General features: G+C 66.0%; 17 protein-coding genes and 1 tRNA gene. 16 read left to right on the forward strand and 2 right to left on the reverse strand.

Annotated elements, in window-relative coordinates; translation table 11 throughout:
- Nucleotides 1-120 precede the first annotated feature (120 nt).
- The 13 genes from ACFVSU_RS16670 (at nt 121) to ACFVSU_RS16730 (ending at nt 21,389) form a co-directional block, all read left to right on the forward strand.
- Nucleotides 121-2,091, forward strand: coding sequence for a hypothetical protein (locus ACFVSU_RS16670; protein ID WP_387145380.1), 1,971 nt, complete (start codon nt 121-123; stop codon nt 2,089-2,091).
- An 8-nt stretch (nt 2,092-2,099) separates the two neighbouring features.
- Nucleotides 2,100-3,710 (forward strand): type I restriction-modification system subunit M, encoded by a 1,611-nt coding sequence (locus ACFVSU_RS16675; protein WP_387145383.1) that lies wholly within the window; start codon nt 2,100-2,102, stop codon nt 3,708-3,710.
- Nucleotides 3,707-4,870: a restriction endonuclease subunit S gene (locus tag ACFVSU_RS16680; protein WP_387145386.1), complete on the forward strand. Its 1,164-nt coding sequence runs from the start codon at nt 3,707-3,709 to the stop codon at nt 4,868-4,870. Before ACFVSU_RS16675 ends, ACFVSU_RS16680 begins: the two co-directional genes overlap by 4 nt.
- Complete coding sequence (locus tag ACFVSU_RS16685) at nt 4,867-5,610, forward strand: hypothetical protein (RefSeq protein ID WP_387145388.1); 744 nt, start codon at nt 4,867-4,869, stop codon at nt 5,608-5,610. Before ACFVSU_RS16680 ends, ACFVSU_RS16685 begins: the two co-directional genes overlap by 4 nt.
- 30 nt (nt 5,611-5,640) lie before the next feature.
- Nucleotides 5,641-6,942 carry a hypothetical protein gene (locus ACFVSU_RS16690; RefSeq protein ID WP_387145391.1) on the forward strand — a complete coding sequence of 434 codons (1,302 nt, stop codon included), beginning with the start codon at nt 5,641-5,643 and terminating at the stop codon, nt 6,940-6,942.
- Nucleotides 6,939-8,156: an exonuclease domain-containing protein gene (locus tag ACFVSU_RS16695; protein ID WP_387145394.1), complete on the forward strand. Its 1,218-nt coding sequence runs from the start codon at nt 6,939-6,941 to the stop codon at nt 8,154-8,156. Before ACFVSU_RS16690 ends, ACFVSU_RS16695 begins: the two co-directional genes overlap by 4 nt.
- 6 nt (nt 8,157-8,162) lie before the next feature.
- Nucleotides 8,163-11,354 carry a type I restriction endonuclease subunit R gene (locus tag ACFVSU_RS16700; protein WP_387145397.1) on the forward strand — a complete coding sequence of 1,064 codons (3,192 nt, stop codon included), beginning with the start codon at nt 8,163-8,165 and terminating at the stop codon, nt 11,352-11,354.
- A 12-nt stretch (nt 11,355-11,366) separates the two neighbouring features.
- Nucleotides 11,367-13,121 carry an NERD domain-containing protein gene (locus tag ACFVSU_RS16705; protein ID WP_387145400.1) on the forward strand — a complete coding sequence of 585 codons (1,755 nt, stop codon included), beginning with the start codon at nt 11,367-11,369 and terminating at the stop codon, nt 13,119-13,121.
- A gap of 88 nt (nt 13,122-13,209) precedes the next feature.
- Nucleotides 13,210-14,070, forward strand: coding sequence for a restriction endonuclease (locus ACFVSU_RS16710; RefSeq protein WP_387145403.1), 861 nt, complete (start codon nt 13,210-13,212; stop codon nt 14,068-14,070).
- Between the two features lie 2 nt (nt 14,071-14,072).
- The gene (locus tag ACFVSU_RS16715; RefSeq protein WP_387145406.1) at nt 14,073-15,290 is read left to right on the forward strand and encodes a DUF6361 family protein; all 1,218 of its coding nucleotides are present in this window, start codon (nt 14,073-14,075) and stop codon (nt 15,288-15,290) included.
- Nucleotides 15,283-17,085: a phospholipase D family protein gene (locus ACFVSU_RS16720; protein WP_387145409.1), complete on the forward strand. Its 1,803-nt coding sequence runs from the start codon at nt 15,283-15,285 to the stop codon at nt 17,083-17,085. The genes ACFVSU_RS16715 and ACFVSU_RS16720 overlap by 8 nt, the downstream gene beginning before the upstream one ends.
- Nucleotides 17,082-20,237, forward strand: a complete 3,156-nt coding sequence (locus tag ACFVSU_RS16725) for a helicase-related protein (protein WP_387145412.1) — start codon at nt 17,082-17,084, stop codon at nt 20,235-20,237. Before ACFVSU_RS16720 ends, ACFVSU_RS16725 begins: the two co-directional genes overlap by 4 nt.
- A gap of 360 nt (nt 20,238-20,597) precedes the next feature.
- A complete protein-coding gene (locus tag ACFVSU_RS16730) occupies nt 20,598-21,389 on the forward strand; it encodes a neutral zinc metallopeptidase (protein ID WP_387145415.1) in 792 nt (263 codons plus the stop codon).
- Here the strand turns inward: ACFVSU_RS16730 and ACFVSU_RS16735 are convergent.
- Nucleotides 21,386-21,865, reverse strand: a complete 480-nt coding sequence (locus tag ACFVSU_RS16735) for a hypothetical protein (protein ID WP_387145417.1) — start codon at nt 21,863-21,865, stop codon at nt 21,386-21,388. The two genes, ACFVSU_RS16730 and ACFVSU_RS16735, sit on opposite strands and share 4 nt — an antisense overlap.
- 831 nt (nt 21,866-22,696) lie before the next feature.
- On the opposite strand from ACFVSU_RS16735, the gene ACFVSU_RS16740 reads away from it, so the two are divergent.
- Nucleotides 22,697-23,827 carry a tyrosine-type recombinase/integrase gene (locus ACFVSU_RS16740; protein WP_387145420.1) on the forward strand — a complete coding sequence of 377 codons (1,131 nt, stop codon included), beginning with the start codon at nt 22,697-22,699 and terminating at the stop codon, nt 23,825-23,827.
- A gap of 207 nt (nt 23,828-24,034) precedes the next feature.
- Here the strand turns inward: ACFVSU_RS16740 and ACFVSU_RS16745 are convergent.
- Nucleotides 24,035-24,106 (reverse strand) — tRNA-Arg (locus ACFVSU_RS16745).
- Between the two features lie 135 nt (nt 24,107-24,241).
- Here ACFVSU_RS16745 and ACFVSU_RS16750 point away from each other — a divergent pair.
- Nucleotides 24,242-25,045, forward strand: coding sequence for an N-formylglutamate amidohydrolase (locus ACFVSU_RS16750; RefSeq protein ID WP_387145423.1), 804 nt, complete (start codon nt 24,242-24,244; stop codon nt 25,043-25,045).
- Complete coding sequence (locus ACFVSU_RS16755; protein ID WP_387145426.1) at nt 25,042-26,253, forward strand: flavohemoglobin expression-modulating QEGLA motif protein; 1,212 nt, start codon at nt 25,042-25,044, stop codon at nt 26,251-26,253. The genes ACFVSU_RS16750 and ACFVSU_RS16755 overlap by 4 nt, the downstream gene beginning before the upstream one ends.
- The last annotated feature ends 82 nt before the right edge of the window (nt 26,254-26,335 follow it).

Consider the following 26,335-nt stretch of genomic DNA (forward strand, 5'->3'; position numbering starts at 1 on the left):
ACTGGTGCCGCCGCCACCGATCATGTCGATACATCCCAGCCGAGACTCACTGAAAGCTGATAACCCGGGATATCAGAAGCACTGGTCGCGCTTACGAGTCCGCATCGCTACGGTGTCTTCATGCCCACGACCGCACCCTTGCTCATCGACCTGACCGGCGTCGCCCGGCTGGCCCACGTGCAGCGCCCGGTGGTGTCGATGTGGCGCTCGCGCTTCAGCACATCTGACGACCCGTTCCCGCCCTCGATCCACGAGAAGGGCGGACGTCCGTACTTCGACGCACTGTCTGTCGCGCAATGGCTGACACGAACGGATCACGGCAACAACCCGGACGCCATCGCCGATGCGGCAACGACGGCCTCACCGGCGGACTTCGACATCTCCGACGCCTCCGATGTCGCCCGCATCGATGCACTGCTGACCGTCAACGCCGTCGCGGACGAGCCGCTCGCCGACCTCGACCAGACGGCGCTGCACCGAATCGCCCAGGCGTCCGATCCGGACGATTCCTGCCTCGTCGCCGAAACCACCGCCGCCAACCCGTCATGGATGGAGTGGGCACAGGTCCTCGCCGACGCCGCGTACTCGCCGCTGGCGGCCTCGCGGATCCTCGAACGTCGGCACACCGCGACGCGAGCTGCCCAGGGCTCGGCCGGCCCGCTCTCTGCGCAGATCGAAAGACTGCTCGGCGACCTCGCCCGCGGCCTCGCCGCATCGAGCAATCCCGAGGTCGTCGTGAACGCGGGAATCCTCCCCACTCTCGCGTCTGAGCTCGCGGCGTGCATCGGTGACGACACTGAGCTCACTGCGCCCGGCGACGCCGCGGGGCGCGCCGTTCGCAGACGCCGGCTGCTAGAAGGACTGCCCGTGGCGCCGGATCGCTCCGGTGCGGCATCCACTCTCTTCGTCACTCGCCTTCCCGCTGGCGACGCGCGTCTGGCCACTGAGATGCTGCGGGTCATCGACGACCTCGTACTAGAGATGCGCGACGCCGACCGCGCGATCGTGGTCGCACCGGCGTCTGTACTGACGGAACGCCTGTCGTCCGCCGACGTGGGCGCCCGCGCCGACGTGATGCGGTCCGGACGGGTTCGCGCGATCGTCAAGCTGCCCGCGGGCCTGGTCACGTCGGCCCCGCGTGAAGCGCTCGCGCTGTGGGTGCTGGGGCGTGAGACGGGCGACGTCCCGATCGCCGACCGCTTCACCGCGGTCGCGGATCTCACCGCCGAGCGCCTGACCGCCGCCACCCGGGCCGACCTGACAAGTGACGTTCTCGCCGCCATGGGAGGCGCGATCGACGTCAGAGGCCACGCTTTCCGTTTCGCGCGGCTCGTCCGGACGGCCTCGCTGCTCGCCTCGCGTGGCGGCCTCATTCCGCAGTCTCCTCGCGCAGCGGCGACGTCTGTGCGCGACCTGCCCGCACTGCTCGACCAGGCTCGAGTGCGTGCCGGCGTTGACGTGGTGGATGCCGCCCCCGCAACCTCGCCGGCGGCCCGGGTTCACTCATCCCGCGTCGATGCGCTTGTCGCGAGCGGACACCTGCGAGTGCTCCCTGGTATCCGGATGGCACCCGACGAGGACGCCGAGTCCGGCCTCGTCGCGATCACGGCCGAGTCGCTCGACCACCCAACAACGATCGGTGCGCGCCGGATCGACCCGATGGTGTTCGCGTCGCGGCATCCCACCGCTCGTCTCACCGCGCCCGGAGACATTGTCTTCCGCACCGCCCCGACGCCCGCAGCCTGGGTCGACCCGGACGGCTCGAAGGTCGTGGCGTACCCGGCCCGAATCATGCGCATCAACGCCGCCGACCCGAGCGGACTCGTACCTGAGCTCATCGCCGCTGACGTCGCAACAGCGACGGGCGGTCCGGGGTCGTGGCGTCGCTGGACTCTGCGACGAGTCGCACCGAGTGCCGCCGAGCCTCTTCGCCAGGCGCTCGCCGACATCGCCGCGACCCGCCAAGAGTTGCAGACCCGCATCACCGATCTCGACCACTACGCCGATACGCTGACAGCCGCTGTCGTCGCAGGCGCGGTGACTCTCACCACATCTGACATCGCCGCTGGCACGGCATCCGCCCCGCAGTAAGGAACCTCATGGCTCGAACCACAAAAGCCGCCCCGCAGGCACCGTCGACAATGAAGGAGCTGAAAGACACGCTCTGGAAGGCGGCCGACAAACTGCGCGGGTCGATGGATGCCTCGCAGTACAAGGACGTCATCCTGGGGCTCGTCTTTCTCAAGTACGTATCGGACGCATTCGACGAGCGCCGTGCCGGCATCCGCGCTGAGCTGACCGCCGAGGGTTACGACGACGAGCAGATTGCCGAACTCATCGACGACACCGACGAGTACACGGGCCGTGGCGTGTTCTGGGTGCCCGCAAATGCGCGGTGGGGATTCCTCGCTGAGAACGCGAAGGGTCTGGGACCGTCGATGGACGCGGCAGAGAAGTCGATCGGCGCGCTGATCGATGAAGCGATGGATGCCGTCATGCAGGCGAATCCCCAGCTCTCGGGCACGCTCCCGCGCATCTTCAACCGCGACAGCGTCGACCAGCGTCGCCTTGGCGAGCTCGTCGACCTGTTCAACTCGGCACGGTTCGCAGCCCAGGGACAGGGCGGGTCTGACGGACGCCGCGCCCGCGATCTGCTCGGCGAGGTGTACGAGTACTTCCTGGAGAAGTTCGCGGCCGCCGAAGGCAAGCGGGGCGGCGAGTTCTACACGCCGGCCGGCGTCGTGCGGGTTCTCGTCGAGCTGTTGCAGCCGACCCACGGCCGCGTGTACGACCCGGCGTGCGGGTCGGGCGGCATGTTCGTGCAGGCCGAGAAGTTCATCGACCTGCATCACGGTGAGGGGAGCGACATCTCGGTCTACGGGCAGGAGCTCAACGAACGCACGTGGCGCATGGCCAAGATGAACCTCGCGATCCACGGACTCTCGGGCAACCTCGGCCCGCGCTGGGGTGACACATTCGCGCGCGACCTGCACCCCGATCTGCAGGCTGACTACGTGATGGCCAATCCGCCGTTCAACATCAAGGACTGGGCGCGCAATGAAGACGACCCGCGCTGGCGGTTCGGCGTGCCACCCGCCGGCAACGCGAACTACGCCTGGATCCAGCACATCCTCTCGAAGCTGGCCCCCGGCGGTCAGGCCGGCGTCGTCATGGCCAACGGCTCGATGTCATCGAACTCCGGCGGTGAGGGTCAGATACGCGCCGAGATCGTCGAAGCCGACCTCGTCTCGTGCATGGTCGCCCTGCCGACCCAGCTGTTCCGCTCGACGGGCATTCCGGTGTGCGTCTGGTTCTTCGCGAAAGACAAGGGCGCGCGGGCGGGCGAGGTGCTCTTCATCGACGCCCGGGGCTTGGGTCACATGGTGGATCGCGCCGAGCGCGCCCTGTCGGATGAGGACATCGCGCGGATCGCCGGCACGTTCCACGCCTGGCGAGGAATCGAATCGGATGCTGCGCCCGACGAATACGCGGACGTTTCGGGCTTCTGCTACTCGGCGACGCTCGCGGAGATCAAGGCGGCTGACTACGCACTGACGCCGGGGCGCTACGTCGGGGCCGCCGAGGCTGAGGACGACGACGAGCCGATCGAAGAGAAGCTTGGCCGACTGCGGTCGGAACTCGAGGCGCAGTTCGCCGAGTCCGCGCAGCTCGCCGAGGTAGTCCGTGAGCAGTTGGCGAGGCTATCGTGAACTACCCGATCGGATCAATAGCGGATCTCGCGACCATTGAGATGGGTCAGTCACCAAAGGGTGAAACGGTACGCCGCAGCCCGACTGGGCTGCCGCTCCTCAACGGTCCAACCGAGTTCGGACAACAACATCCTCTCCCGGCTCAGTGGACGGATGCGGGTGTCCGATTCGCGCGTGCCGGTGACGTATTGTTCTGCGTTCGCGGGTCGACGACGGGCCGAATGAACCGTGCGGATCAGGACTACGCGATCGGCCGCGGGATCGCGGCATTGCGTGCCCGCGATGGTGTCGATAGTCGGATAGTGAAGTACGCCTTGGATGCGTCTCTGCCTAACCTTCTGGCAGGCGTGTCCGGCTCCGTCTTCCCAAACCTGTCTAGGGACCAAATTCTCCGACACCGCGTGCCGGTTCCCCCGCGGGCCGAGCAGCAGGCGATCGCCGAGGTGCTGGGCGCCCTCGATGACAAGATCGCTGCCAACGCCGCCCTCGCAGCTACCGCAACGCAACTAGCCTCAGCGGAGTTCAGGGCCGCCGCACGCGGTGCAGCGTGGGGTCCAACGTTCGATGAGATCGCCAATGTCAGCGGAGGCGGCACACCCAGCACGAAAAACCCCGCGTTCTGGGATGGGGATGTCTTTTGGGCGACGCCCACAGACATGACCGCGCTCGCCGGTCCCTATCTCGAGTCGACGGCCCGCACGATAACGTCCGCGGGCCTGGATGCATGCAGTTCGAGGCTGTTCGAGCCGGGTGTCATCATGATGACCTCCCGCGCCACGATCGGCGCGCTTGCGGTCAACAACGTGCCAACAGCGGTCAACCAGGGCTTCATCGTCGTCGAGCCTAATGACTCTCAGATGCGGTGGTGGCTATTCCATGAGATGGAGAGCCGCATCGACGAGTTCATTTCGTGGGCAAATGGAGCGACGTTCTTGGAGCTCAGCCGCGGAACCTTCAGGCGACTCAAGGTACGGGTTCCCACCGACGACGCGTTGCAGGCGTTTGCGGCATCCGTTACGCCGCTCCACGACGCAGCCAGAGCGGCCCTCATCGAGAACTGCACCCTCGCCGCAACTCGCGACACTCTCCTCCCACAGCTCATGTCGGGCAAGCTGCGTGTCCGCGATGCCGGGGAGGCGGCATCCCGAGCCGGCGCTTGATCGCGAGCGCGACCCGGACCCGATACATTCACAAGACTGCACCGTTGCATGAATCTTGGGGGATTCACCGCATGACCACCACGGCCGCGCCGCCTTCGGCGACCGCACCTGCACCCAAACCCGTCAAGAAGACGCCACTCTGGGCCAAGGTCCTGCTCGTCCTCTTCGTGCTCGGCCTCATCGCTGCAGCCGCCTTCGCCGGGCTGACGGTCGGGAAGTTCCTCGGCGCGACCGAGGCCCGAGACACCCAGGTCATCCGCTCGATCACGGGCGAAGAGCAGGTCATCCTGCTTACCGCGGGCATGACGGACGTCCAGGAGGAGCGAGGCGATGGCCTCAAGCTCGCCATCGGCGACATCAAGCTCTTCACCCTCGCCGGCACAGAACGGTCGATGCTCGTGCGCTACGAGTACGACGCGAAGTTCGGCATTGAGGGCAAGGATGTCGAAATCGTACGGACGGGCGACGACTCGTATCGCGTCACGATCCCGAAGTTCATCTACCTCGGTTACGCCAACCCTGATCTGAGCGTGGCCAACGAGGAGAACGGCATTTTCAGCTGGACGACGCCCGAAATCGACACGACCGAGGTGTTCGAGGAACTCCTCTCAGAGCAGGCGGTTGACGAGCACATCGACGGCTTCCGCCCCGTGCTCGAAGAGCAGGCCGAGACCTTCTACACGCGGATCGTCCAAGCCATCGACCCAACGATCACCCTCGAGTTCGAGTTCACCGACTGAGCCGGCCCGGCACCAAAGAAGGACGAAGAAATGACCGACGACACCGAGCCTCTCGAGACGTCCGGTGATGACCTCCAAATGATCAGCGACGGAGACGGCCTGGTCGTTATCGGCGCACCGGCCGCGGTCGAGCTGTTCGTGGCTTCCGCGGGTGTGCCGTCGCGTGAGCTCGATCTGCGACCGCTGAACTCGGCTGTGGCCAAGAGCGGGTCCGCCCTGCAGACGGCGTCGGAGGTTTCGGCCAACGCCGGGCGGTGGATGAAGCTGACCGAGGAGTCGGCGCGTGCCGCGCAGAGCGCGAACCTCGTGCAGCGTTCGGGCGGGCAGTTCGTCCAGGCCACGACACGCGGGGCGAACGGTCAGTTCGCGAAGAACCTGCAGTTCGTCGCCAAGCCTGGCGCGATGCTCACCAACCCCGCGATGCTCGCTGGAGTCGGCGGGATCATGGCGCAGTACGCGATGCAGCAGCAGATGGAGGAGATCACCGAGTACCTCGCGAAGATCGATGCCAAGGTCGACGACATCCTCCGTGCCCAGAAAGACGCCGTGCTCGCTGACATGATCGGCGTCGAGCTCATGCTCGATGAAGCGATGGTCGTCCGCGCAGAGGTCGGCCGCGTGTCAGAGGTCACCTGGTCGAAGGTGCAGGGTTCGGCCGCCACGATCGCTCGCACTCAGGCGTACGCACTGCGCCAGCTCGACGGTCTCGCCGAGAAGCTCGAGAACGAGACGAAGATGGGCGACCTCGCCGAGCTGTCGAAGCAGGCGCAGGACACGGTCATCGAGTGGCTTGCAGTCCTTGCGCGCTGCTTCCAGCTGCAGGACGCGATGGCGGTGCTCGAGATCGATCGTGTGCTCGACAGTTCACCTGACGAAATCGATAGCCACCGGCTTGCGTTGCACACGGCGCGTCAGCGGCGACAGGATGCGATCTCGAAGGCCACGTCGCAGCTCGTTTCGAGGATGGACGCGGCAGCCACTCGCGCGAATGCCAAGGTGCTACTGAATCCCGTTTCGGCGAAGGTGGTCGTAAACGCAAGCAACGAGGTCGCGTCGGGTGTCAGAGACCTTCACCTGACCCTCGGGCTCGCTGACGAGCGCGACTTCGTCGAGGCCCGCCGCTGGTCCGCTGCGGCCGCCGATGTGCGCGATGCCATGGTCGGTGCCAGCAAGGACGGGCTCCAGGCCGCGGGCCGTTTCAGCACCGAGACACTCGAGAACGCCCGCCAGTCGACAGGCCGGCTGGCAGAGAAACTCGCGAACCGCCTCCAGCGCACCGGTGATTCCTCGTCAACGGACACCCAAAGCCACCTCGATGAGGAACAGTCATGAGCTTCGCGGTCGTAGATTTCGAGACCACCGGCATCTTGCCGTCGTACCACCACCGGGTCGTAGAGATCGGTGTCACGCACGTCGAGGATGACGGCACGATCACCGCGCGCTGGGAGACGCTGGTCAATCCTGAGCGCGACCTCGGGCCGCAGAGCATCCACGGGATCCGCGCTGCCGACATCCTGGATGCGCCCGTGTTCGCCGACATCGCGGCGGAGTTCGCCGATCTGCTGCGCGGACGGGTGTTCGCGGCACACAACGCGACGTTCGACCTGCGGTTCTTGCACGCCGAGTTCGAACGAGCCGGCTACTGGCTGCATGCCGATATGCCGAGCGTCTGCACGATGGCGCTGGGATCGAGCTTCGGCCTCGGAGCGTCTTGCTCGCTGGCGCATGCGTGCGTCACGTGTTCCATCGAAGCCGGCCTCTCACATAGCGCCGGCTCCGACTCCTACGCGACCGCTCAGTTGCTCTCGCACTATCAGCGGACGAGCTCCACGTGGCCGGGATGGGCAGAGTACTGGCAGCGCACCGCCGAGGCAGGCCGGTCGCACGCCTACCCCGTGGGTCGACGGACCAGTGCCATGGCGAAGCCTCGGGCTACGGCATCCAGCGCTCCCGTCAGCTTTCTGGAGCGGATCTCGACCGAGTCCGTGCGCGACGCCGTCGATGGCGCAGCAGCGCAGTACACAGCCCTACTCGACCGGTGTCTGCTGGACGGCCTCATCTCGGTGAGCGAGGGCGCGCAGCTGGGCACTGTGGCTACGGAGCTTGGGCTCACTCGAACTGCGGTCCACGGCATTCATCGCAACTACTTCGTCGAGCTGGAGAGACGCGCGTGGGCGGATGGAGTGCTGACGAAGGACGAGAAGGCTGATCTGCGTGCAGTCGGCGCTCTGCTGCAGCTCGATGACGTTGACATCGCCGCCGCCATCGATGACGTGCGACCCGACGTCGATGGACTGGCTTCGGAAGTGTTCACCCTCGCGGCGGGAGATCTGATCGTGCTCACCGGTGACATGGTGCGTCCACGCGAGGTCTGGGAGGCGGAGCTGCGCAACCGCGGCTACGTGCCGCATCCGACCGTGACCAAGAAGGTCAAGCTCGTCGTTGCCGCCGATCCTGACTCGCTCTCGGGCAAGGCGAAGAAGGCCCGCGACTACGGGATCCCGATCGTCAGTGAAGACGGACTCGCAAAGCTGCTCGAGAGGTGATGAGCGATGACCGCGCTACCTGAATCTGCGTGGGAGCAGGACGCTCTCGAAACGCTCGCCGAGCCGCTGGGGTGGCGACCGGCAAACGGCGAACAGGTCGCCCCCGGCAGCGGTGAGCGCGACTCCTGGGACGATCTGCTGATCCGTCCGCGTTTGCTCGAAGCACTCCGACGACTCAACGCGGGCGTGCCGGGGGAGTACCTGCAGCAGGCCGTCGCCGAGATCGCGTCGCCGAAGTCACAAGATGCGATCACCGAGAACCATCGCATCCACGACTATCTCGTAGGTGGGTACCCACTGAGCTACATCGACTCCGATGGTGTCGAGCAGAACCCGCGGCTTCGACTGATCGGCACCGATCCCTCCGACAACGACTGGCTCGCGGTCAATCAGGTCACGATCCGACAGGGCGATCTGCACCGCCGGTTCGACATCGTGCTGTACGTCAACGGGATGCCGCTCAGCATCGTCGAACTGAAACGTGCCGGGTCAGCATCCACCGGCGTCGCCCCGGCGCACGCGCAGCTGCAGACCTACCTGCGCGAGTTTCCATTGGCGTTTCGGTTCTGCGTGCTCACCCTCGTGAGCGACGGAATCGAGGCCAAGTACGGCACGCCGTTCACGCCGCTCAATCACTTCGCGCCCTGGAACGTCGATGACGACGGTGCGCCACTCGCGCAGCCGAGAATCGAGGACGGTTCGTCGGTGGAGCCCATCGACGACGCGCTCAGCGGGCTCTTCAACCAGGAGCGTTTTCTGCAACTCGTTCGCAGCTTCACCGCGTTCGACGAGAACGCCGACGGACTCACCAAACGCATCGCCAAGCCCCACCAGTACTTCGCGGTGACGAAGGCCGTGGGCTCGACCGTGCAGGCCGTCGAGACCAACGGCAAGGCCGGCGTCGTGTGGCACACGCAGGGCTCGGGCAAGTCGATGGAGATGGAGCTCTACGCGAACCTCGTGTCGCGGCATCCGAAGCTCAAGAACCCCACCGTGATCGTCGTCACCGACCGCACCGAACTCGACGGGCAGCTCTTTCAGACGTTCGACCAGAGTCTGCTGCTCGCAGAGAAGCCCGTGCAGGTTCGGGAGCGAGCGCAGCTGCGCAGTGAGCTGAGCAACCGTGTGACAGGCGGAATCTACTTCACGACGCTGCAGAAGTTCGGACTCACCGAGGCCGAGAAGCTGTCGGGCACCCAGCATCCGCTCCTCACCAATCGTCGCAACGTGATCGTCGTCGTCGACGAAGCACACCGCAGCCACTACGACGACCTGGACGGGTACGCCCGCCACCTGCGCGATGCGCTGCCGAACGCGACGCTCATCGCGTTCACCGGGACGCCGATCTCTTTCGCAGAGCGCGACACGCGGGCGGTGTTCGGCAACTACATCGACATCTACGACCTCACGCGGGCGGTCGACGACGGCGCCACCGTTCCGGTGTACTTCGAGCCGCGGCTCATCAAGGTCTCGTTCGCCGACGGGGCCAGCGAAGAAGACATCGACCGGGCCGCTGACGAATACACGCTCGGCCTCGACGACACCGAACGGGCTCGGTTGGAAGCATCCGTCGCCGTCGTCAACGCCGTGTACGGCGCACCCGAGCGCATCGAGACCCTGGCCGCCGACCTCGTCGCGCACTGGGAGGAGCGGCGCGAGCGCATGAAGCCGTTCATCGAATCGCCGGGCAAGGCCCTCATCGTCGGCGGAACGCGCGAGATCTGCGCGCGGCTCTATTCGGCGATCATCGCGCTGCGGCCGGGCTGGCACTCTGATGCGCTGGACTCGGGCCGCATCAAGGTCGTCTACTCGGGCTCGGCGTCCGACCAGCCACCGGTGAGCGACCACGTGCGACGGGACTCCGAGAACAAGGCGATCAAGGCGCGGCTGAAGAACGCCGACGACGAGCTGGAGCTGGTGATCGTCAAAGACATGATGCTGACCGGATTCGATGCCCCGCCGCTGCACACGCTCTATCTCGACCGTCCCCTGAAGGGCGCGCTGCTGATGCAGACGCTCGCGCGTGTGAACCGGACGTTCAAGGGCAAGCAGGACGGACTGCTCGTCGCCTACGCGCCCCTCGCTGACAATCTTGCCAAGGCGCTATCGGAGTACACCGTCTCGGACCAAGAGAACAAGCCGATCGGTCGCGACGTCGACGAAGCAGTGGGCATCGCAACCGAATTGGTCGCGCAGATCCGAGAGATGCTCGCGGACTGCGACTGGCGCTCGATTGTCGCGCAAGGTGGGTCGCGGGCGTGGCGCAAAGCGGCCACCACCGCCACCAACTTCTTGCGGGACGCCACGAACCCCCTCAATTCTTCGGAGTTGGGACCGGACCGGCTCGCATCTCGCTTCCGGACAGCGACCGGGCGGCTCTCGCGGGCCTGGGCACTCGCGTCGGGCCGTGACGGGCTCGCGGAGCTACACGATGAGATCGCGTTCTACGAAGAGGTTCGCGTATGGATGGCGAAGTTCGACGCCGCTGAGCGGCAGGCGCGCGATGAGCCGATCCCCGAAGAGATCTCTCGCCTGTTGGGTACTCTGGTCGCGGACTCGATCGCGCCCGGAGACGTGCTCGACATCTATGAGGCGGCCGGCCTGCCCCGCCTAGCGCTCGACGACCTCGGGCCCGAGTTCCTCGCGAAAGCGCAGGCCTCGCCGAACGCGCACCTCGCCATCGAGGCACTGCGCAAATCGTTGACGGATGCCGGCTCCGCGGCGACCCGGGGCAACCTCGTGCGGCAGCGGGCGTTCTCGGAGCGGATCGCCGAGATCATGAACCGGTACACGAACCAGCAGCTCACCTCGGCCGAAGTTATTGCGGAGCTCGTGGAGTTGGCGAAAGAAGTCGCGGCGGAGGCATCCCGTGGATCGCAATTCTCGCCCGCATTGTCGAGCGACGAACTGGCGTTCTACGACGCGGTCGCCTCGAACGAGTCAGCGGTGGATGTGCAGGGCGAGGATGTGCTGGCGCAAATCGCGCGCGAACTCGTCGCTGTGATGCGGCGCGATGTGCGCACGGATTGGACCGTACGCGACGACGTGCGCGCGAAGCTTCGTTCGTCGATCAAGCGGCTGCTGGTGAAGTACAAGTACCCGCCAGACAAGCAGCCCGAGGCGATCAAGCTCGTGATGGACCAGATGGAGTCGATGGCGCCGCGCTACGCGGACGACCGTCGGCCGAGCGGCTCGTGAGCGGAGGCTGACATGGTCCGCATGATCCCCGCCTACCCGCGCGAGGGGGCAAACGCCTCCGAGCGCAAGGTCTTCAGCGCGCTCGAAGGCATCCAAGGACACGACGACTGGGTTGCCATCCACTCGCTCGGCATCGGGCGTCATGCGTCAGCGTTCCAGGGCGAAGCGGACTTCATCGTGCTCGCGCCGGGCCGCGGCATCCTCGTCATCGAAGTGAAGTCGCCGGCCTACGTCGAGTACAAGGGCGGCGACTGGTACCTCGATCGTGTGCCCAGTCCCCACAAGGATCCGCTCAAGCAGCTTGACGGCGCTAGGCGCAGCATCCGTCATCATCTTCGCGAGCACGACCTGCTCACCGGAAGCGAGCCGATCGCCCGCCTCGTCTGGTTCACGTCAATCGGGCGCCACCAGTTCGAGAACAAGACGCCCGGAGACCTGCAGTTCTTCGAGTGGGAGCTGGGGTGGGGTGACGACCTCAGTCGGGCTGCCTGGCTGATCGAGAAGACGCTCGACGAGTACAACCGCTGGTACTCAAGCGTCGACGAGGTCGCAAACGATCCGGGCGCGTTGACCGCCGACCGTGCCGACATCATCGCGGATGCCCTCATCTCGGACTTCGTGGCGAAGCAGACCCCCGAAGAGCGCGCGCACGAGCGTCGAGAGACAGAGCTGAAGCTGCTCTCATCCCAACAGGTCGTGCTCGAACTCATCGACACGAACGACCACGTCTACTTCGAAGGCCCCGCGGGAACCGGCAAGTCGTACCTCATCACGCAATCGGCCCGCCGTCTCAATCGCGAGGGACGAAAGACCCTCGTGGCATGCTGGAACGTTTTGATGGCCGACGAACTGCAGCGGTTCGTCGGCGGCCTGCCGAACGTCGACGTCGCCGATCTGAACTCGCTGATGCTGCGCCTGGTTGGCATGCCCGCCAACCCGCCGGACGCCTCGCACGAGTGGTACACCCGCGTGCTTCCTGAGCGAGCGATCGCAATCCTGCGAGAGAAGCCGCACCTCGGCGGGTACGAGGCGATCTGCATCGACGAGTTCCAAGACATCGCAGGCAACCTGCTCGTGCTGGAGCTCGTCTTCGCCCTCGCGGGCACGGGCCGCCCAGCGGGCACCAAGCTCGTGTTCGCTGGCGACTCCCGCCAGCAGATCATGCGCCGCGTCGACGAGCAGGTGAACCCGTTCGCGATCGCGAAGAGCCTGATTCCCGACCTCGTGCACGTCCGCGTGCGCCGCAACTGCCGGGCGGTGCCCGGCTTGACTTCAGCGGTCGAGGCCACGCTCCGTCAGGAGCTCGGGTACACGCGCCACCGTGTCGCCAAGAGCGTCCCAGGCGGGCTGAGCACAATCGACATCGTCGACGGCAACGAGACTGGCGCGCTCGCATCCGCGCTTCGCGAGTTGCTGCAGCAGCATGCACCCGAAGACATCGTCGTGCTGAGCCCCTTCGCCGAGAAGCGGTCTCTCGTGGGCCGGTTGCTCGCGCGTGCCGAGAAGACGCAGGTCGAACGCTGGTTGCGCAAGCAGCTTCAAGCCGAGGGGATGCCGGGCAAGATCCGGTGGCGCTCGGTCTTCAAGTTCAAGGGCCTGGATGCCGATGCCGTGGTCGTCACTGACCTTGGGGCCGATGCAAGGGAGTTCGTCGGTTCCCAAGGCCTCGAGTGGAACGACCTGCTGTATGTCGCTCTGACACGTGCGAAGTACCGGTGCGTCATGCTGGGGATGGAACCACCGTCAGGCGAGTTTGTCGGTAGGTGAGAGAGTCTCGCGGCGGCGGCGGCGGCGCCGGCGAGAACGCTGAATCGTAGGGAGCATAGGTTTGTCGATACCCAAGTGGCATGAATTCATGGCACCGGTTCTGCGAGTGATGGGTGATGGGGCAATCCGTGATCGCAGTGAGATCACCGAGGCCGCAGCAAGCGAGGTTGGGCTGACTGACGCCGAACGCGAGGTCACCCTGACCACGGGGCAGCCGATGTACGCGAACCGCGTCGGGTGGGCGATCTCACATCTCACCAAGGCTGAGGCGCTCTTGCGGCCCGAGCGCGGCCGCTACATCATCGGTGAGCACGGTCGGGCTCTGCTCGCCAGCTACCCGGGTGTGACGCGGGACGACGTCGAGAAGGTAACCGGCTATCGCCGGTCCCGCAGCGTACCCGGCCCCACAGCAGATGCGACGGACGATGTCGAGTCGCTCAACCCCGCAGAGCTCATCGACCAGGGGATCAAGCAGATCCATGCGGAGGTCGCCTCCGAGCTCCTCGCACGTCTACTGGCGAAGTCGCCGACGTTCTTCGAGCAGACCGTTGTCGATCTGCTTGTGGCGATGGGGTACGGCGGTGCCGAAGGGCAGGCTCGTGTGACGACTGCGTCGAACGACGGCGGCATCGACGGTGTCATCGACCAAGACACCCTGGGGCTCAGCCGCGTCTACGTCCAGGCAAAGCGATATGCCCCCGACAACGCCGTCAACCGGCCAGAAGTGCAGGGCTTCGTCGGCGCACTGAGCGGCAAGGCCGACGGCGGGGTGTTCATCACCACAGGACGATTCAGCCCCGGCGCACGTCAGTATGCAGAGGTCGTACCGACGCGAATCATCTTGATCGACGGAGACAGGCTCACCTCGCTGATGATTCGATACGGCGTCGGAGTGCAGACGAAGCAAACCGTGCAGATCGTCGAGATCGACGAGGACTTCTTCGAATAGCCGTGCCGTCACTCATCGCATGGCTCGACGCGTCGAGCGAAGAACAGCGCCGCATGCGCGACATTATCCGTCTCTTTGCCGAGCGCGAGAGTCGCGACGAGCTCGGCCTCGGCCAGATCCGGGACGCGATCGCCGACTCACTCTTCCCCGGCACCTCGACCCTGCTGACGCGCGCACGATATTTGCTGTTCGTGCCATGGGCGTACCAGAAGGCCGCGCGTCGGCCGAACCCCGCCGCGGAGGCCGACCGTTACGAACGTGACATCATCCACGCGGTGCGGGACTCGGGCGACTACGCCGGACTGCTCGGGATGCAGGCCGGCGAGGCGCTGAAGAACCTTCCGTCAGCGATTTACTGGACGATGCTGCGGCACTACGGCATCCTCACGGACGCCTCGTTGTCGCGCGATGACGCCCTCCGCCTAGACGGCTTGAGCATATCGGGAGACGACTTCGGCGATGCCTCGGGCGCCCGATTCTGCGCGTGGTCGACGACGCTCCCGCAGCCTCCCGACGGCTTTCCGAAGTCGATTGCTGACGGGTTCTCGCTCCAGCAAGACGAAGCTGAGTGGCTGCGTGACCGGATCCTCGACGAGGCCACCGGATCTCTGTTTGCTCATCTGGCCGTTGAGCGCCCGTCTGCAGAGAGTCCGGCACCGTGGGCCGATCCCGCGGCGATCGCCGTCAACGGCGAGGCCCATGAGCTGCTCGTCGACGCCCGCGCGTTCTCAGCGCTGATGCACGGCGCGCAGCTGCTCTACAACCTCCTGCTCGCCGAGGAGTATCAGGATGCCGGGTACGACCGCCTCAGCGATCCGAGCAAGGGATTCCGGGACCGTCTTGCCCGGTGGTCCGACGACCTGCCCGCGATGGTCGACCTGACGAGCTGGAATCTCGATGCCCTGCTCGCCCGCGTCGAACTGACGCGCGGGTCGCCGATCAATCTCAACTCCCGCCGATTCGTCCGCGGCTGGCGCGACCTCCTCGTCGAGCAAGGCGCGGACTCGCTTGTCGACAGCGAGGCTGCCCGCACCTTCATGACCCGCCGCGAGCGGCAGCACAAGGGCGCGCAGGCGCGGCTCGGCAATCGCCCACGCTTGGCATCGTGGGGCGGAAGCTCGGGCGCCGGCGCGCTGGTGTACCGATGGCCGCAGGTACGCGGCATCCTGCTCGACATCCATGACGGTCTCGAACGCACCCCGGAGATGACGGATGCTTGAGCCACAATCTCGTGCGGCCCTCACCGAGCAGCTCAAACCGCCGTCTGGATTCGAGCTCGAGCACGCCGTCGGCACGACGTTCACGCTCGACCTCGCGACTGCGCTGGCCGTGCCACTCTCGTTCGCTTCGCATCGACTGTCAGCCCAAGACGACACGCTCGGCGTTCTCGACGCGATTCGCCGCGCCGCCGACCGCGTAGACGTGTTCGCCCAGGCCGGCGAGATCTCGATGGGCGCCCGCTCGGACCTCGTTGCGTTCCTCGAGCCGATGGTGCACCCGGTCGCGCTCCGCCGTGGCCTGTTCCACCCGAAGGTGTGGTTCCTGGAGTATCGCGCGGGCGAGCGCACCGCCTACCGATTTCTGTGCGCGAGCCGCAATCTCACGGCCGACCGCAGTTGGGATGTCATCGTGCGCCTCGACGGTGAGCCCGCGGCCGACGGACAGAAGCGCGAAGCTGCCGCGGTGAACCGTCCACTTGTCGAGCTGCTGCGCCGATTGCCGTGGCTCGGTGTGCACGAACTCGATCCCAACCGGCGGGCGCGCATCGACGAGCTGGCTGAGCGCTGGCGCAACGTCGTCTGGGAGCAGCCCGATCCGATGCGCAGCATCGCGTTCCACGTCTTCGGCGTACCCGGCGCCAGTGCACCTGACCTACACGGCAAGCGGGCGCTCATCGTGTCGCCGTTCCTGTCAGATGACGGACTGCGGATGCTGCGGTCCGGCGTTCGCACGCAGACGCACGTTCTCTCGCGCGCTGAGAGCCTCGACCGGCTGCTGCCTGGCTCCCTCGATGCCAAGCTCTCGACGTACGTATTGGACGAAGCCGCGACCTACTCCCCGGACGACGCTGACGACCACGGTGGGTTCGTCCCTCCCGGCGACCGACTCGCGGGCCTGCATGCGAAAGCCGTCGTCGTCGATCGTCTGGACGGCGCTCACGTGTTCCTCGGGTCTGCGAACGCAACGGATGCCGGCTGGCAGAGCAACGTCGAGGTGATGGTCGAGTTCGTCGGACCTATCCCGAAGGTCGGGGTGGAGGCGACGCTGGATGCGCTCGGTGAGCTGAAAGAGGAGTACGTCACGACTGGAGGCAGCGAGCCGGATGCCAAGGAAGAGGCGGCGCGCAAGCTCGAAGCCTTTGTGCGCGCTCTCGCGGGCGCGCGCTTCTCAGCCCGCGTGCTCCCTGCGGATCCATACGCGCTGCGGGTATGGGCGGACGATTCCCTCACGTCGAGCTTGGCCAGTCGCGCCGGCGAAGTCTCTGTACGGTGGCACCTGCTCACTCGTCCTGACCTGGGCAGCAGCATCGTGAGCGCGGCCGAGTCAGAGGGAGTCCTGCTTCAGGGGATTCCGCTCGCCGAGATCACCCCCTTCGTCGTCCTGGTAGCTCGCGACAACGCCGGCAACGAGCGTCGCACGATCGTTCTCGCACGGCTGCTCGACGACATCGAGAGCCGGCACGATGCGATCATCGCGCGCCAGCTCACCGACCGCTCGGCGTTCGTGCGCCTCCTGACGCTGCTCTTGGAGTTGTCCGGTGCGTGGACGCTGGCGGCATCCAGCTCCGGCGCGGCCGGCTTCTTCGGAACCGCGGATGCCTCCGGCACCGGCACCGGTCTGTTCGAGGCACTCGTCCGCGCCGTGGGTGAGGGCCATCGCGGGCTCGCCGATGCTCGGCGCATCATCGACTACCTGCGCGAGCACGACGAAGACGCCGTACTGCCTGATGGTTTCGACGAGCTGTGGAGTCAGGTCTGGTCAGCGCACCTCGAACTGTCCGGAGGTCACGGGTGAGCGCTGTCGACGTCGACGCCGTCATGGCGGGGCTCAAGGGCTTTCAGCGGGATGCCGTCGATCACGTCATCGAGCGGTTCTACGGCGCGGCGTCCAGTGAAGCATCCGGTCGGTTTCTCGTCGCTGACGAAACGGGACTCGGCAAGAGCATCGTCGCGCGCGGTGTGATCGCGAGGGCGATCGAGCACCTGCAGGACGTTGACCACGTCGACCGCATCGACATCGTCTATGTCTGCAGCAACGTCGACCTCGCGACGCAGAACTTGCGCCGGCTGAACGTCACGGGCGACAAGCACATCGGCATGGCGACCCGGCTCACGCTGCTCGCCAAGGAGAGTCGGCGACTTTCGGAGAAGACGGCGGACGTCGGCAAGAAGGTCAACCTCGTCTCATTCACGCCGGGCACGTCGTTCAGCGAAGGCGGGTGGCGGCAGGGGTCGGCGCCGGAGCGCGCGATGCTGACCGTGATTCTCGACAAGATCGCGAACCGCACTGACTCGGACCGACGGGTCACGCGTCTGCTGATGCACGGCACGGTGAAGACGGCCAAGAGGTTCGACCAGTGGTACGTCCAGCCGCTGCTGCGCGAACTCGCTGGTGAGCCTGACCCGCGGATCGTGACTGCGTTCACTCGCATGATCGAAGCGGACGGCTCCCTTGACCGCTTTATCGCGCTCCGCGACGAGGTTCGACGCAAGCAGTCTGTCCCGGGTGAGCTCTGGCATCGGAACCACGACCTCATCGCCGAGTTCCGCCAGTCGCTAGCCAAGGCCGGTGTCGACACCCTGGAGCCGGACCTCATCATCCTCGATGAGTTCCAGCGGTTCCGGCACTTGCTCAACCCGGAATCCGGCGACGCCGCCGAACTGGCCCACGCGTTGTTCGAGCATCCTGATGCGAAGGTTCTCCTGCTCTCAGCAACGCCGTACAAGCCGTTCACCAACAGCGACGACGCCGAGGATGACCACTATCAGGACTTCCTCGCGACAGTGCGCTTCCTCGCGGGCGGCGCGCCCGGTGCCGAACGAGAGGTCGCCGCGGCGCTGGCGGCATACCGTCAGTCACTCGTAGTTGGCGGTGACGCGGCAGCCTCGGCTCGCCGTGTCAGCGATGCACTGACGCCGCTGATGACCAGGTCAGAGCGACCACCCATCAGTGAGCGCGAAGACCTCGTCGCCGTGCGGCACCTGGCGACCGGATCCCCAACATCAGCCGATCTCCGTGAGTGGGCATCATTGCGTGCGCTTGGGCGCATCGTCGATTCGCCGATCGACCTCGAGTATTGGAAGTCGATTCCCTACTTCGCTAGCTTCATGGATGGGTACAAGGCGGCAGATCGCGTCAAAGCCGCATTGGAGGGACCCGACGCGGAGAACGTCGGCTCCGTTCTTGCGACGACTCGGTCGCTCGAAACAGACGCGGTCGCCGCATTTGAGCCCGTCGACCTCGGCAACGGACACTTGCGTGCCCTGGCTGACGAGACGCTTGAGCGCGGATGGTGGAAACTGCTGTGGGTCCCGCCGACGATGCCCTATCTGCAACCGGGACCGATTTACACACCGTTGTCGGACGGATCGGTTACAAAGCACGTGGTGTTCTCGGCCTGGACCGGAGTGCCCACCGCGATCGCATCGTTGCTCAGTTACGAGGCCGACCGCCTCGCGGCGGGTGATCGAGCGCTCCTCCGCGAGAACACGCCCGATGCCCGAAAGGCGGTGGGCGCACGCCTGCAGTACCGGCTGGCGGAAGGCCGGCCGGCCGCAATGTCGACACTCGCACTGTTCTGGCCCCACCCGGGTCTGGCCGAGCTCGGTGATCCCCTGCGAGCCGCACGAACCGCCGGCGCGACCGTGGTGGCAGATACTTTGCTCGCTACCGTCGACGCGAAGCTCACCACAGGTTCGGAGACGGACCAGGTTGCGGACGCCGTGTTCGCATATCCCGGGATGCTGCCGGCAGAACTCGAATCGGCGACAGCAGAGCGGCTGGTCGAGTCTCGCGCCGAGGAGGGCCGCATCGGCGGCCTCCTGGAGCACGTCCGGCTGGCGCTGGAACCGTCGTCGAACGGTGTCCTCTCACACCCCGACCTCGCACGCATGGCCGTCCACTCGCCCGGGAACATTGCGTGGCGCGCACTGCGCACCGTTGCCGGGCCCAGCGTCACCCCCGACGGACTCTGGGCTGCCGCTTTCGAACTCGTGCGAGGCATCCGTACGCTCTTCAACCGCACCGAATCGATCGCGCTGCTTGTCACGCTGTACGGCGATGAGCAACCGTTTTGGCGAAGCGTGCTCGACTACTGCGCCGACGGCAACCTGCAGGCCGTCATGGACGAATACATGTACCAGTTACTCAGCGAAACCGGCGGCGGCGACCTCGACGATGCCGGGCTCGCGGCTCTCGCTCGCCGCACGGTCGAGTCGATGGAGCTTCGCCCCGCCCGGTACGTCGCTCGCGACAACACGACGGCACGTGACGAGATTCCCATGATGGCGCGCTTCGCACTGCGGTACGGCGGCAAGTACGCCACCGAGTCGGATGACACGTCGGGGGTGCGCCAGGCCGAGGTGCGCGCTGCGTTCAACAGCCCGTTCGCACCCTTCGTGCTTGCGTCGACCAGCGTTGGTCAGGAAGGCATCGACTTTCACTGGTGGAGCCATTCCGTCGTGCACTGGAACCTTCCCTCGAACCCGGTGGACTTCGAGCAGCGCGAAGGTCGCGTCAACCGCTTCGCGGGGCACGCCGTCCGCAAGAACGTTGCCGAGTCGCACTGGCCCGACGTGCTGGCATCTGGCGACGTTTGCGCTTGGCGGGCGGCATTCGAAGCTGCGTCGGCCATCGAGAATGAGCTCGGCGAGTTTTCCCCCTGGTGGCTCTACCCGGGTTCGGCACGCATTCACCGCGTGATCGCGCAGTACCCCCTGAGTCGCGATATCGCGAGGTACGAGCGGCTGCGCAGCGCGCTGACGCTCTACCGGTTGACGTTGGGCCAGCCTCGCCAGGAGGACATGGTCGACATGCTCGCAAAGCGAGGCGTCGATGGTGAGTCGGTGCCGACGATCGACCTCCGCCCTCCCCGTCGGCAGCCCAGTGCGTCCTCCGGACCGAGGTCAGTGGGCGCGTCGTCGTCCGGCGTAGAGCGGTACTCGTGATGCCGCATGGGGGCTCTTCATGAGAGCATTCCCTGGCTGGCTTGATTGGGGAACGGGGCCATGAGCGATAATCCACCGCTACCTCCAGGGTGGCATCTGAAGCCCGACGGCTCGCATGGCTACTGGGACGGTCGCCGCTGGCTCGAGCTGGCTATCGCGCCTATCCCTCCACCGACTCCTTCACCATTCGGTGGCGGCCCCAGTCTTCCGCTTACGCCGGATGCAGTACACCACACCCCGGAGCGCATCACATCGACGACACAACGCTCACGTCGAGAATCCAGATCAGTAGCCCTTGGGATCGCCGCTTTGATACTCGGTGCTTCCGCCGTTGCTGTAGGGATTGTCCCCCTTCTGGGCGTGATCCTCGGACTCATCGCGGTCGCCCTTGGCACTGTCGCGGTGGTCCTGCGGCAACCCAAGGGGCTATCAATCACGGGCCTCGCGCTCGCATGCACCGGATTGTTGGTCGGCGTAGTGTCGACGTCCATCATCCTGTCGGCGACATTGAGCTCGCAGGTGCAGATGCCCACGGCGGACACTAACTCGGGCGACGCTTCATATGAGAGCGCGCAGGTTGGTGCTCCCGTTGGCGATGAGGAGGTCGACGCGGAGATCAACGATGCCGTCGAGGTTGTGGGAGCTTTCTGGCGTGACCACTTCGCTGAGTTCTACCCAGGCGCCACGTATAAGCCGCCGCGGGTCGTAGGCGCGTATAGCGCTTCCAATCCGCCTTCGTGTGGCGGCGAAGCACTCGTTCCTTACAACGCCTACTACTGCCCTGTCGATAACACCCTGGGGTGGGATGGCGACCTCATGGAAGCAGCCCATGGCGCGGGGGACGCGGTTGTCTATCTCATCGTCGCGCACGAGTGGGGTCACGCGATCCAAGCGCACAACAACGATGTCTGGACCGCGGAGGAGTTGCAGGCGGACTGCTTCGCTGCGGCGGCACTATACGGCGCTGAAGCTGATGGTGTGTTCACTTGGGAGTCAGGCGACACAGCAGAGATCACGCATGCCCTCACGGAACTCGCCGACGAGACCCCCTGGACCGACACGACTGATCATGGGGATCCGCTCGATCGAATCGACGCCTTCAACGAAGGACGTCTGTCCGGCGTACCGGGGTGCTTCACCGCTAGCGGTTAGCCGGGACACTCGCCGAGGAACCCGAGATAGCACGTGGCTTCGTGGGTGATCGCCGGTCGATAGTCGTTGTTCGACACTTGGCGGGTGCTCGACTCCTGTGTGGAGCGCAGGTATCCGTAGCTGCCGAGCGTTTCAACGACCCAGCCGTAGTCTCCAACTTCCTCCATGCGGTCGAGTTCCGCACCGTAGTCGTCACATAGAAGGCGGGAGCTTTCCGTTAGCGATCGCGCAGCGCACTCTCGGTTGTACTCATCGACCATTTTGTTCCGGCACTCATACCAGTCCTGACCCACGTAGCAAGGGTTGCCGCCCAGGTTTTCCACGATGTAGGCGCCCGTCAAGTACTCTTCCGTGCGAAAAGTCTCCTTGTGCTCGGGCACATCCACCACGGTCCAATGCTCCGCGGTCAACAACCCGACAACGACCGTGGTCGCCGCCCCGGCGACGATGATCCCGGGCAGGCCGAGAAGCAACACCTTCGCGAGGATAGAGAGGCGTTTCTTAGCCTCTTGGGGTTGTGCCGAGGTGCGGCCAGCGCGATCAGGAGCAGCGGGTCCCGCTGACTCGGTAGGCGCGAATTCGTTTGATGAGCGTCCGTCATCCCAAGGCGTCTTGTCGACCCATTCTGTCCATGCGGTGCCGTCCCACCACCTTCGAAAGCCGACGCCGTCGTCATACCAACCCGGAGGAAACCCCATGTCCAATCCCCGCTCGAGACACCCAGCTGAGCTTGAAACATCCTAGACGGGCGTCAACTGTTCAAGGATGCCGCCGCCGCGGCGCTCCAGCTCGCCTGCGCATCCGTCGCGGCATCCGTTTTCGCCTTCGCTTTCTCGAGATCACCTCGATCCAGCCCGAACGAGACGGATCGTCGCCCCCGAAAGCCCGCGTGATTCCGCGATTCTTGCAGCAAAAGGGATTCAGGCGAACGTCCAAAGCGTGTTCGACTCCCGCGGTCACGGTAACGCGGCAACGCCGATGCGGACCCGAGGAAGGCTTGCGACCAAGATCGGCTTTCCTCCGACAATCAGGTCTTTACAGCGATCGGGGGCGGCGCAGTGCTCGTCGTCGAACGGCTGCTAAGCGACGCGCGCCAGCGCGGAGTCTGCAAGGAGTGAGCGGCGAGAACGGAGGCGCGACCGAGCGCTACACTCCGGCGTCGGAGGGAGGCGCCCCTCGACCCAACGCCAATTGACGACGTCTTCCGGCATCTATCCACATCTGTCATCGGCCGCGTTGACGAGGCCCGTCCAGTGTCCGACACTGGCCCGATACTGACCACCAACGCGGGTACGAGGGAGGTCGAGATGGGCAGCATCACACCGTACGAATCGGCGAAGGGGCGCCGCTACCGCGTGCGCTATCGCAAGCCGGATCGCACCGAGGCCGAGAAGCGCGGCTTCACGACGATGCGCGAGGCGAAGCTGTACCTCTCGATGGTCACGGTGTCGAAGTCGAAGGGGGAGTACATCGACCCGTCCACGTCGCGGGTACCGGTCCGGATGTTCGCGGACAGCTGGCTGCGATCCAAGCAGCCGCCGATGTCGAAGCCGTCGTACTACATGACGCTCGAGCGGGCGTGGAAGAACCACGTCGCGCCGGTGTGGGCCGACCGGGAGATATCGTCGATCCGTCGCTCTGAAGTCCAGGACTGGGTCTCCGACCTCGCGACGCAGAAGTCGCGGACCGTCGTGATTCGCGCCCTGGGAGTCCTCGCTGGAATCCTCGACGTCGCGATCGACGATCGGCGCCTCGCGAGCAACCCGGCCCGTCACGTGCGCAGCCTTCCTCGACGCGGGCCGGGCAAGCGGCGCGTCTACCTCACGCATGACCAGGTCGCGACGCTGGCGGCGTGCTCCGCGTACCCGACGCTCGTCCTGACGCTGGCGTACACCGGCCTTCGCTGGGGCGAGGCGACGGGGCTGCGGGTGCGCAGCGTGAACAACCTGCGCCGACGCTTCGTCATCGAAGAGAACGCGGTGATGATCGCGTACGAGATCCATGTCGGCACGCCGAAGACTCACGAGAAGCGCTCGGTGCCGTACCCCGAGCGGCTCGCGCCGATGATCCAGCAGGCGTGCGCCGGCAAGGGGCCGGAGGGGCTGCTGTTCGGCGACGGGGTCAATCACATGCGCAACTCGGGCAGCAAGGGATGGTTCGCGAATGCGGTCCGGCGTGCGCAGGAGTTCGATCCGTCGATCCCGCGTCTCACTCCGCACGACCTTCGGCACACCGCCGCGTCGCTGGCGATCAGCTCGGGCGCGAACGTGAAGGCCGTGCAGCGCATGCTCGGTCACGCGTCGGCCGCGATGACGCTCGACACCTACGCCGATCTCTTCGACGACGATCTGGATGCCGTGGCCACACGCCTGAACGACCAGATGCCGTTGGTGGCGCTGCCCTCGGGCCCGCAGACCCGGTACGCCCGACCCCAGTGACCCAGAGAGCAGATTGCTCAGTTTTCGACGAGGCAGATTTCGCTCGAATCGCTCGATTTTGGCGCTCTCAGACGTCGCACGCAGGCCGTTGCACACGGCCATTTTCGGCCTGCCGAAATTTCAGAATGCGGGCAAAAAGCGGGCAAAAACGCATTCTGAGTGGTCTGACCACAGAAGAAATACCTGGTCAGACGCAAAAAGATACTGTGCCCCTGGAGGGACTCGAACCCCCAACCGTTTCCTTAGGACGGAACTGCTCTTCCATTGAGCTACAGAGGCTGGCCCGACGAGTCTACCCAGCCGCGAGGGCTGTGCCGTGTACCGGCTTCGACTCCGACGGCGCGCGAGATACGGGGGCCCTTGGGCCCTGTCAAGCCCTTGAGGCCCGTCTTCGCCCGGGAAAACAATGGGCTGATGGTCACTACGGAGCGCTCCGCGTTCGAATTCCTGGGCGATTGGAGCGGACAGTTCATCGCCACGGCGATTCACAACGGGCACGACGTCCGGTCGGAGGTCGCGGCCGAACTGGTCCTGCCCGACGAGGATCGGCTGCGGGAGGAAGACCCCCACACCGACGAGATCGGCGCACTCGTCCCGGCCCGCGTCGTGGTACATCGGTCGCGCTTCGAGGTCGACCTGAACCGCTCGCGGGAGAAGGCCGTCTACCGCTCGGCGGAGGAGGCGTGGGGGCTGGAGGTTGTCCGGGATCCGCCCCTCGATCGGGCCGTCGTCGCGGGATCGCTCGAGGTGTACGACGCCTTCTACGCGGAGCTCGGTCGTCGACTCGATGTCGTCGCCGAACGCGGCCCGTTCGTGGTGTTCGACATCCACTCCTACAACCACCGCCGCGACGGGGCGGAGGCGCCCGCGGCTCCCTGGGCTGAGAATCCCGAGGTGAACGTCGGCACGGGTTCGCTCGATCGGGATCGCTTCGGATCCGTGGCGGACGCCTTCATCGAGTCGCTCACGCAGGCGGGAACGTCCGCGGGGCCGCTCGACGTGCGTGAGAACGTCCGCTTCCGCGGGCAGCAGCTCGCCGCCTGGACGCACGCCCGCTATCCGGGCAGGGCCGCCGTGCTCGCGCTGGAGTTCAAGAAGACGTTCATGGACGAGTGGACCGGCGAGGCTGATCACGCTCGAATCGACGAACTCGCCCGGGCCGTGGCATCCACCATCCCGTCCCTCGAAGAGGCGCTTCTAGAGCTGGCGACACCGTGACCGACCCGACGCATGTCCACGACGCCGGCGGGCCCGAGACCGACGTCATTGAGAAGGGCGCGTTCTCGGCCGCCGACCTGGCGGCGGACCACGCGATGGCGTCGCTCGCCGGGACGGTGCGATTCCTCCTTGAGATGACACCGGTGAACGCGGACGACATCCGCGCGAAGTTCCTCGCCGACCGTGAGATCGACCCGGTCTTCGAGTATCGGAGCCTGGACGTCGACCCCGAAGTGCTCGATGCCCAGGTGGCCGCACTCCCGCTCGACGCCGTCACCGACGCCACCCTGGCAGCGCTGCTGCGCAATCGGCAGCGCGAGATGACCCTGCGGGTGGAGATGCTGCGCGCGCGCAACACGCCCGACTTCCTGCAGCTGTCGATCGCCCAATACGGGCCGGTGCTGCCCGCGCTCGTGGACACCGCCGACGATCTGCTCAGCCGCCTCCCGCACGGGAAGCTCGAGCAGGACTCGGTGGGAGCAGAGGCCTTTCTCGCGGCCGCGAAGGCGGAGATCGCCCACTACCGGTCGATCGACCCGGATGCGGAGCTCCACGCCGAGATCCGCGACGACGTCTCGGGCGTGCTGGTCGAGGGTGACACGCTCCTCATCTCGCAGAACGCGGCAGTGGCCGGGCCCCGCGTCAATGCCCTGCTGCAGCATGAGGTGGGCACGCACCTCGTGACGCAGGTGAACGGCCTGGCACAGCCCATCCGCATGCTCGGCGCCGGGCTCGCTCACTACGACGAGACGCAGGAAGGCCTCGCGGTCCTCGCAGAGATCGCGTGCGGCGGGCTCACGGCGTCTCGGCTGCGTCAGCTCGCGGCGCGGGTGGTGGCCGTGCACGCGCTGGTCGGCGGCGCGAGCTTCGTCGAGACGCACCGTCTGCTCACCGGCCACGGCCTGCCTGCGGGCAGCGCCTACAGTGTCGCCATGCGGGTGTACCGCGCCGGCGGGTTCACCAAGGACGCCATCTATCTGCGTGGGCTGCTGGCGCTCCTGGAGCACGTGGCGCACGGCGGTGCGCTCGACCTCCTCTTCCTCGGCAAGTTCTCGCTCGAGGACCTGCCCCTCGTGCAGGACCTCGCAGACCGCGGGCTCCTCGCGCCCGCTCGCCTCACGCCGCGCTATCTCTCGGAGGCGGAGACGGCGGACAGGATCCACGACGCCGCCCGCGCCGACGACCTGGTCTCGCTGGTCAATGCATAGGCTCTGCGCGACGATCAGACCCATCCCCACGAACCGCGCACAGACTTCACCGGCCCACGCCCTTCACACACCCGAGGAGCCC

It is taken from the genome of Microbacterium sp. NPDC058062, from assembly GCF_042885375.1.
GTDB classification, from domain to species: domain Bacteria; phylum Actinomycetota; class Actinomycetes; order Actinomycetales; family Microbacteriaceae; genus Microbacterium; species Microbacterium trichothecenolyticum_C.

What these genes read in the sequence shown, in the direction of transcription:
- ACFVSU_RS16700 (WP_387145397.1), top strand. Translation starts at nt 8,163, where the DNA reads ATGACCGCGCTACCTGAATCTGCGTGGGAGCAGGACGCTCTCGAAACG.
- ACFVSU_RS16750 (WP_387145423.1), top strand. Translation starts at nt 24,242, where the DNA reads ATGGTCACTACGGAGCGCTCCGCGTTCGAATTCCTGGGCGATTGGAGC.
- ACFVSU_RS16710 (WP_387145403.1), top strand. Translation starts at nt 13,210, where the DNA reads ATGGCACCGGTTCTGCGAGTGATGGGTGATGGGGCAATCCGTGATCGC.
- ACFVSU_RS16740 (WP_387145420.1), top strand. Translation starts at nt 22,697, where the DNA reads ATGGGCAGCATCACACCGTACGAATCGGCGAAGGGGCGCCGCTACCGC.
- ACFVSU_RS16705 (WP_387145400.1), top strand. Translation starts at nt 11,367, where the DNA reads ATGGTCCGCATGATCCCCGCCTACCCGCGCGAGGGGGCAAACGCCTCC.
- ACFVSU_RS16675 (WP_387145383.1), top strand. Translation starts at nt 2,100, where the DNA reads ATGGCTCGAACCACAAAAGCCGCCCCGCAGGCACCGTCGACAATGAAG.
- ACFVSU_RS16720 (WP_387145409.1), top strand. Translation starts at nt 15,283, where the DNA reads ATGCTTGAGCCACAATCTCGTGCGGCCCTCACCGAGCAGCTCAAACCG.
- ACFVSU_RS16695 (WP_387145394.1), top strand. Translation starts at nt 6,939, where the DNA reads ATGAGCTTCGCGGTCGTAGATTTCGAGACCACCGGCATCTTGCCGTCG.
- ACFVSU_RS16670 (WP_387145380.1), top strand. Translation starts at nt 121, where the DNA reads ATGCCCACGACCGCACCCTTGCTCATCGACCTGACCGGCGTCGCCCGG.
- ACFVSU_RS16690 (WP_387145391.1), top strand. Translation starts at nt 5,641, where the DNA reads ATGACCGACGACACCGAGCCTCTCGAGACGTCCGGTGATGACCTCCAA.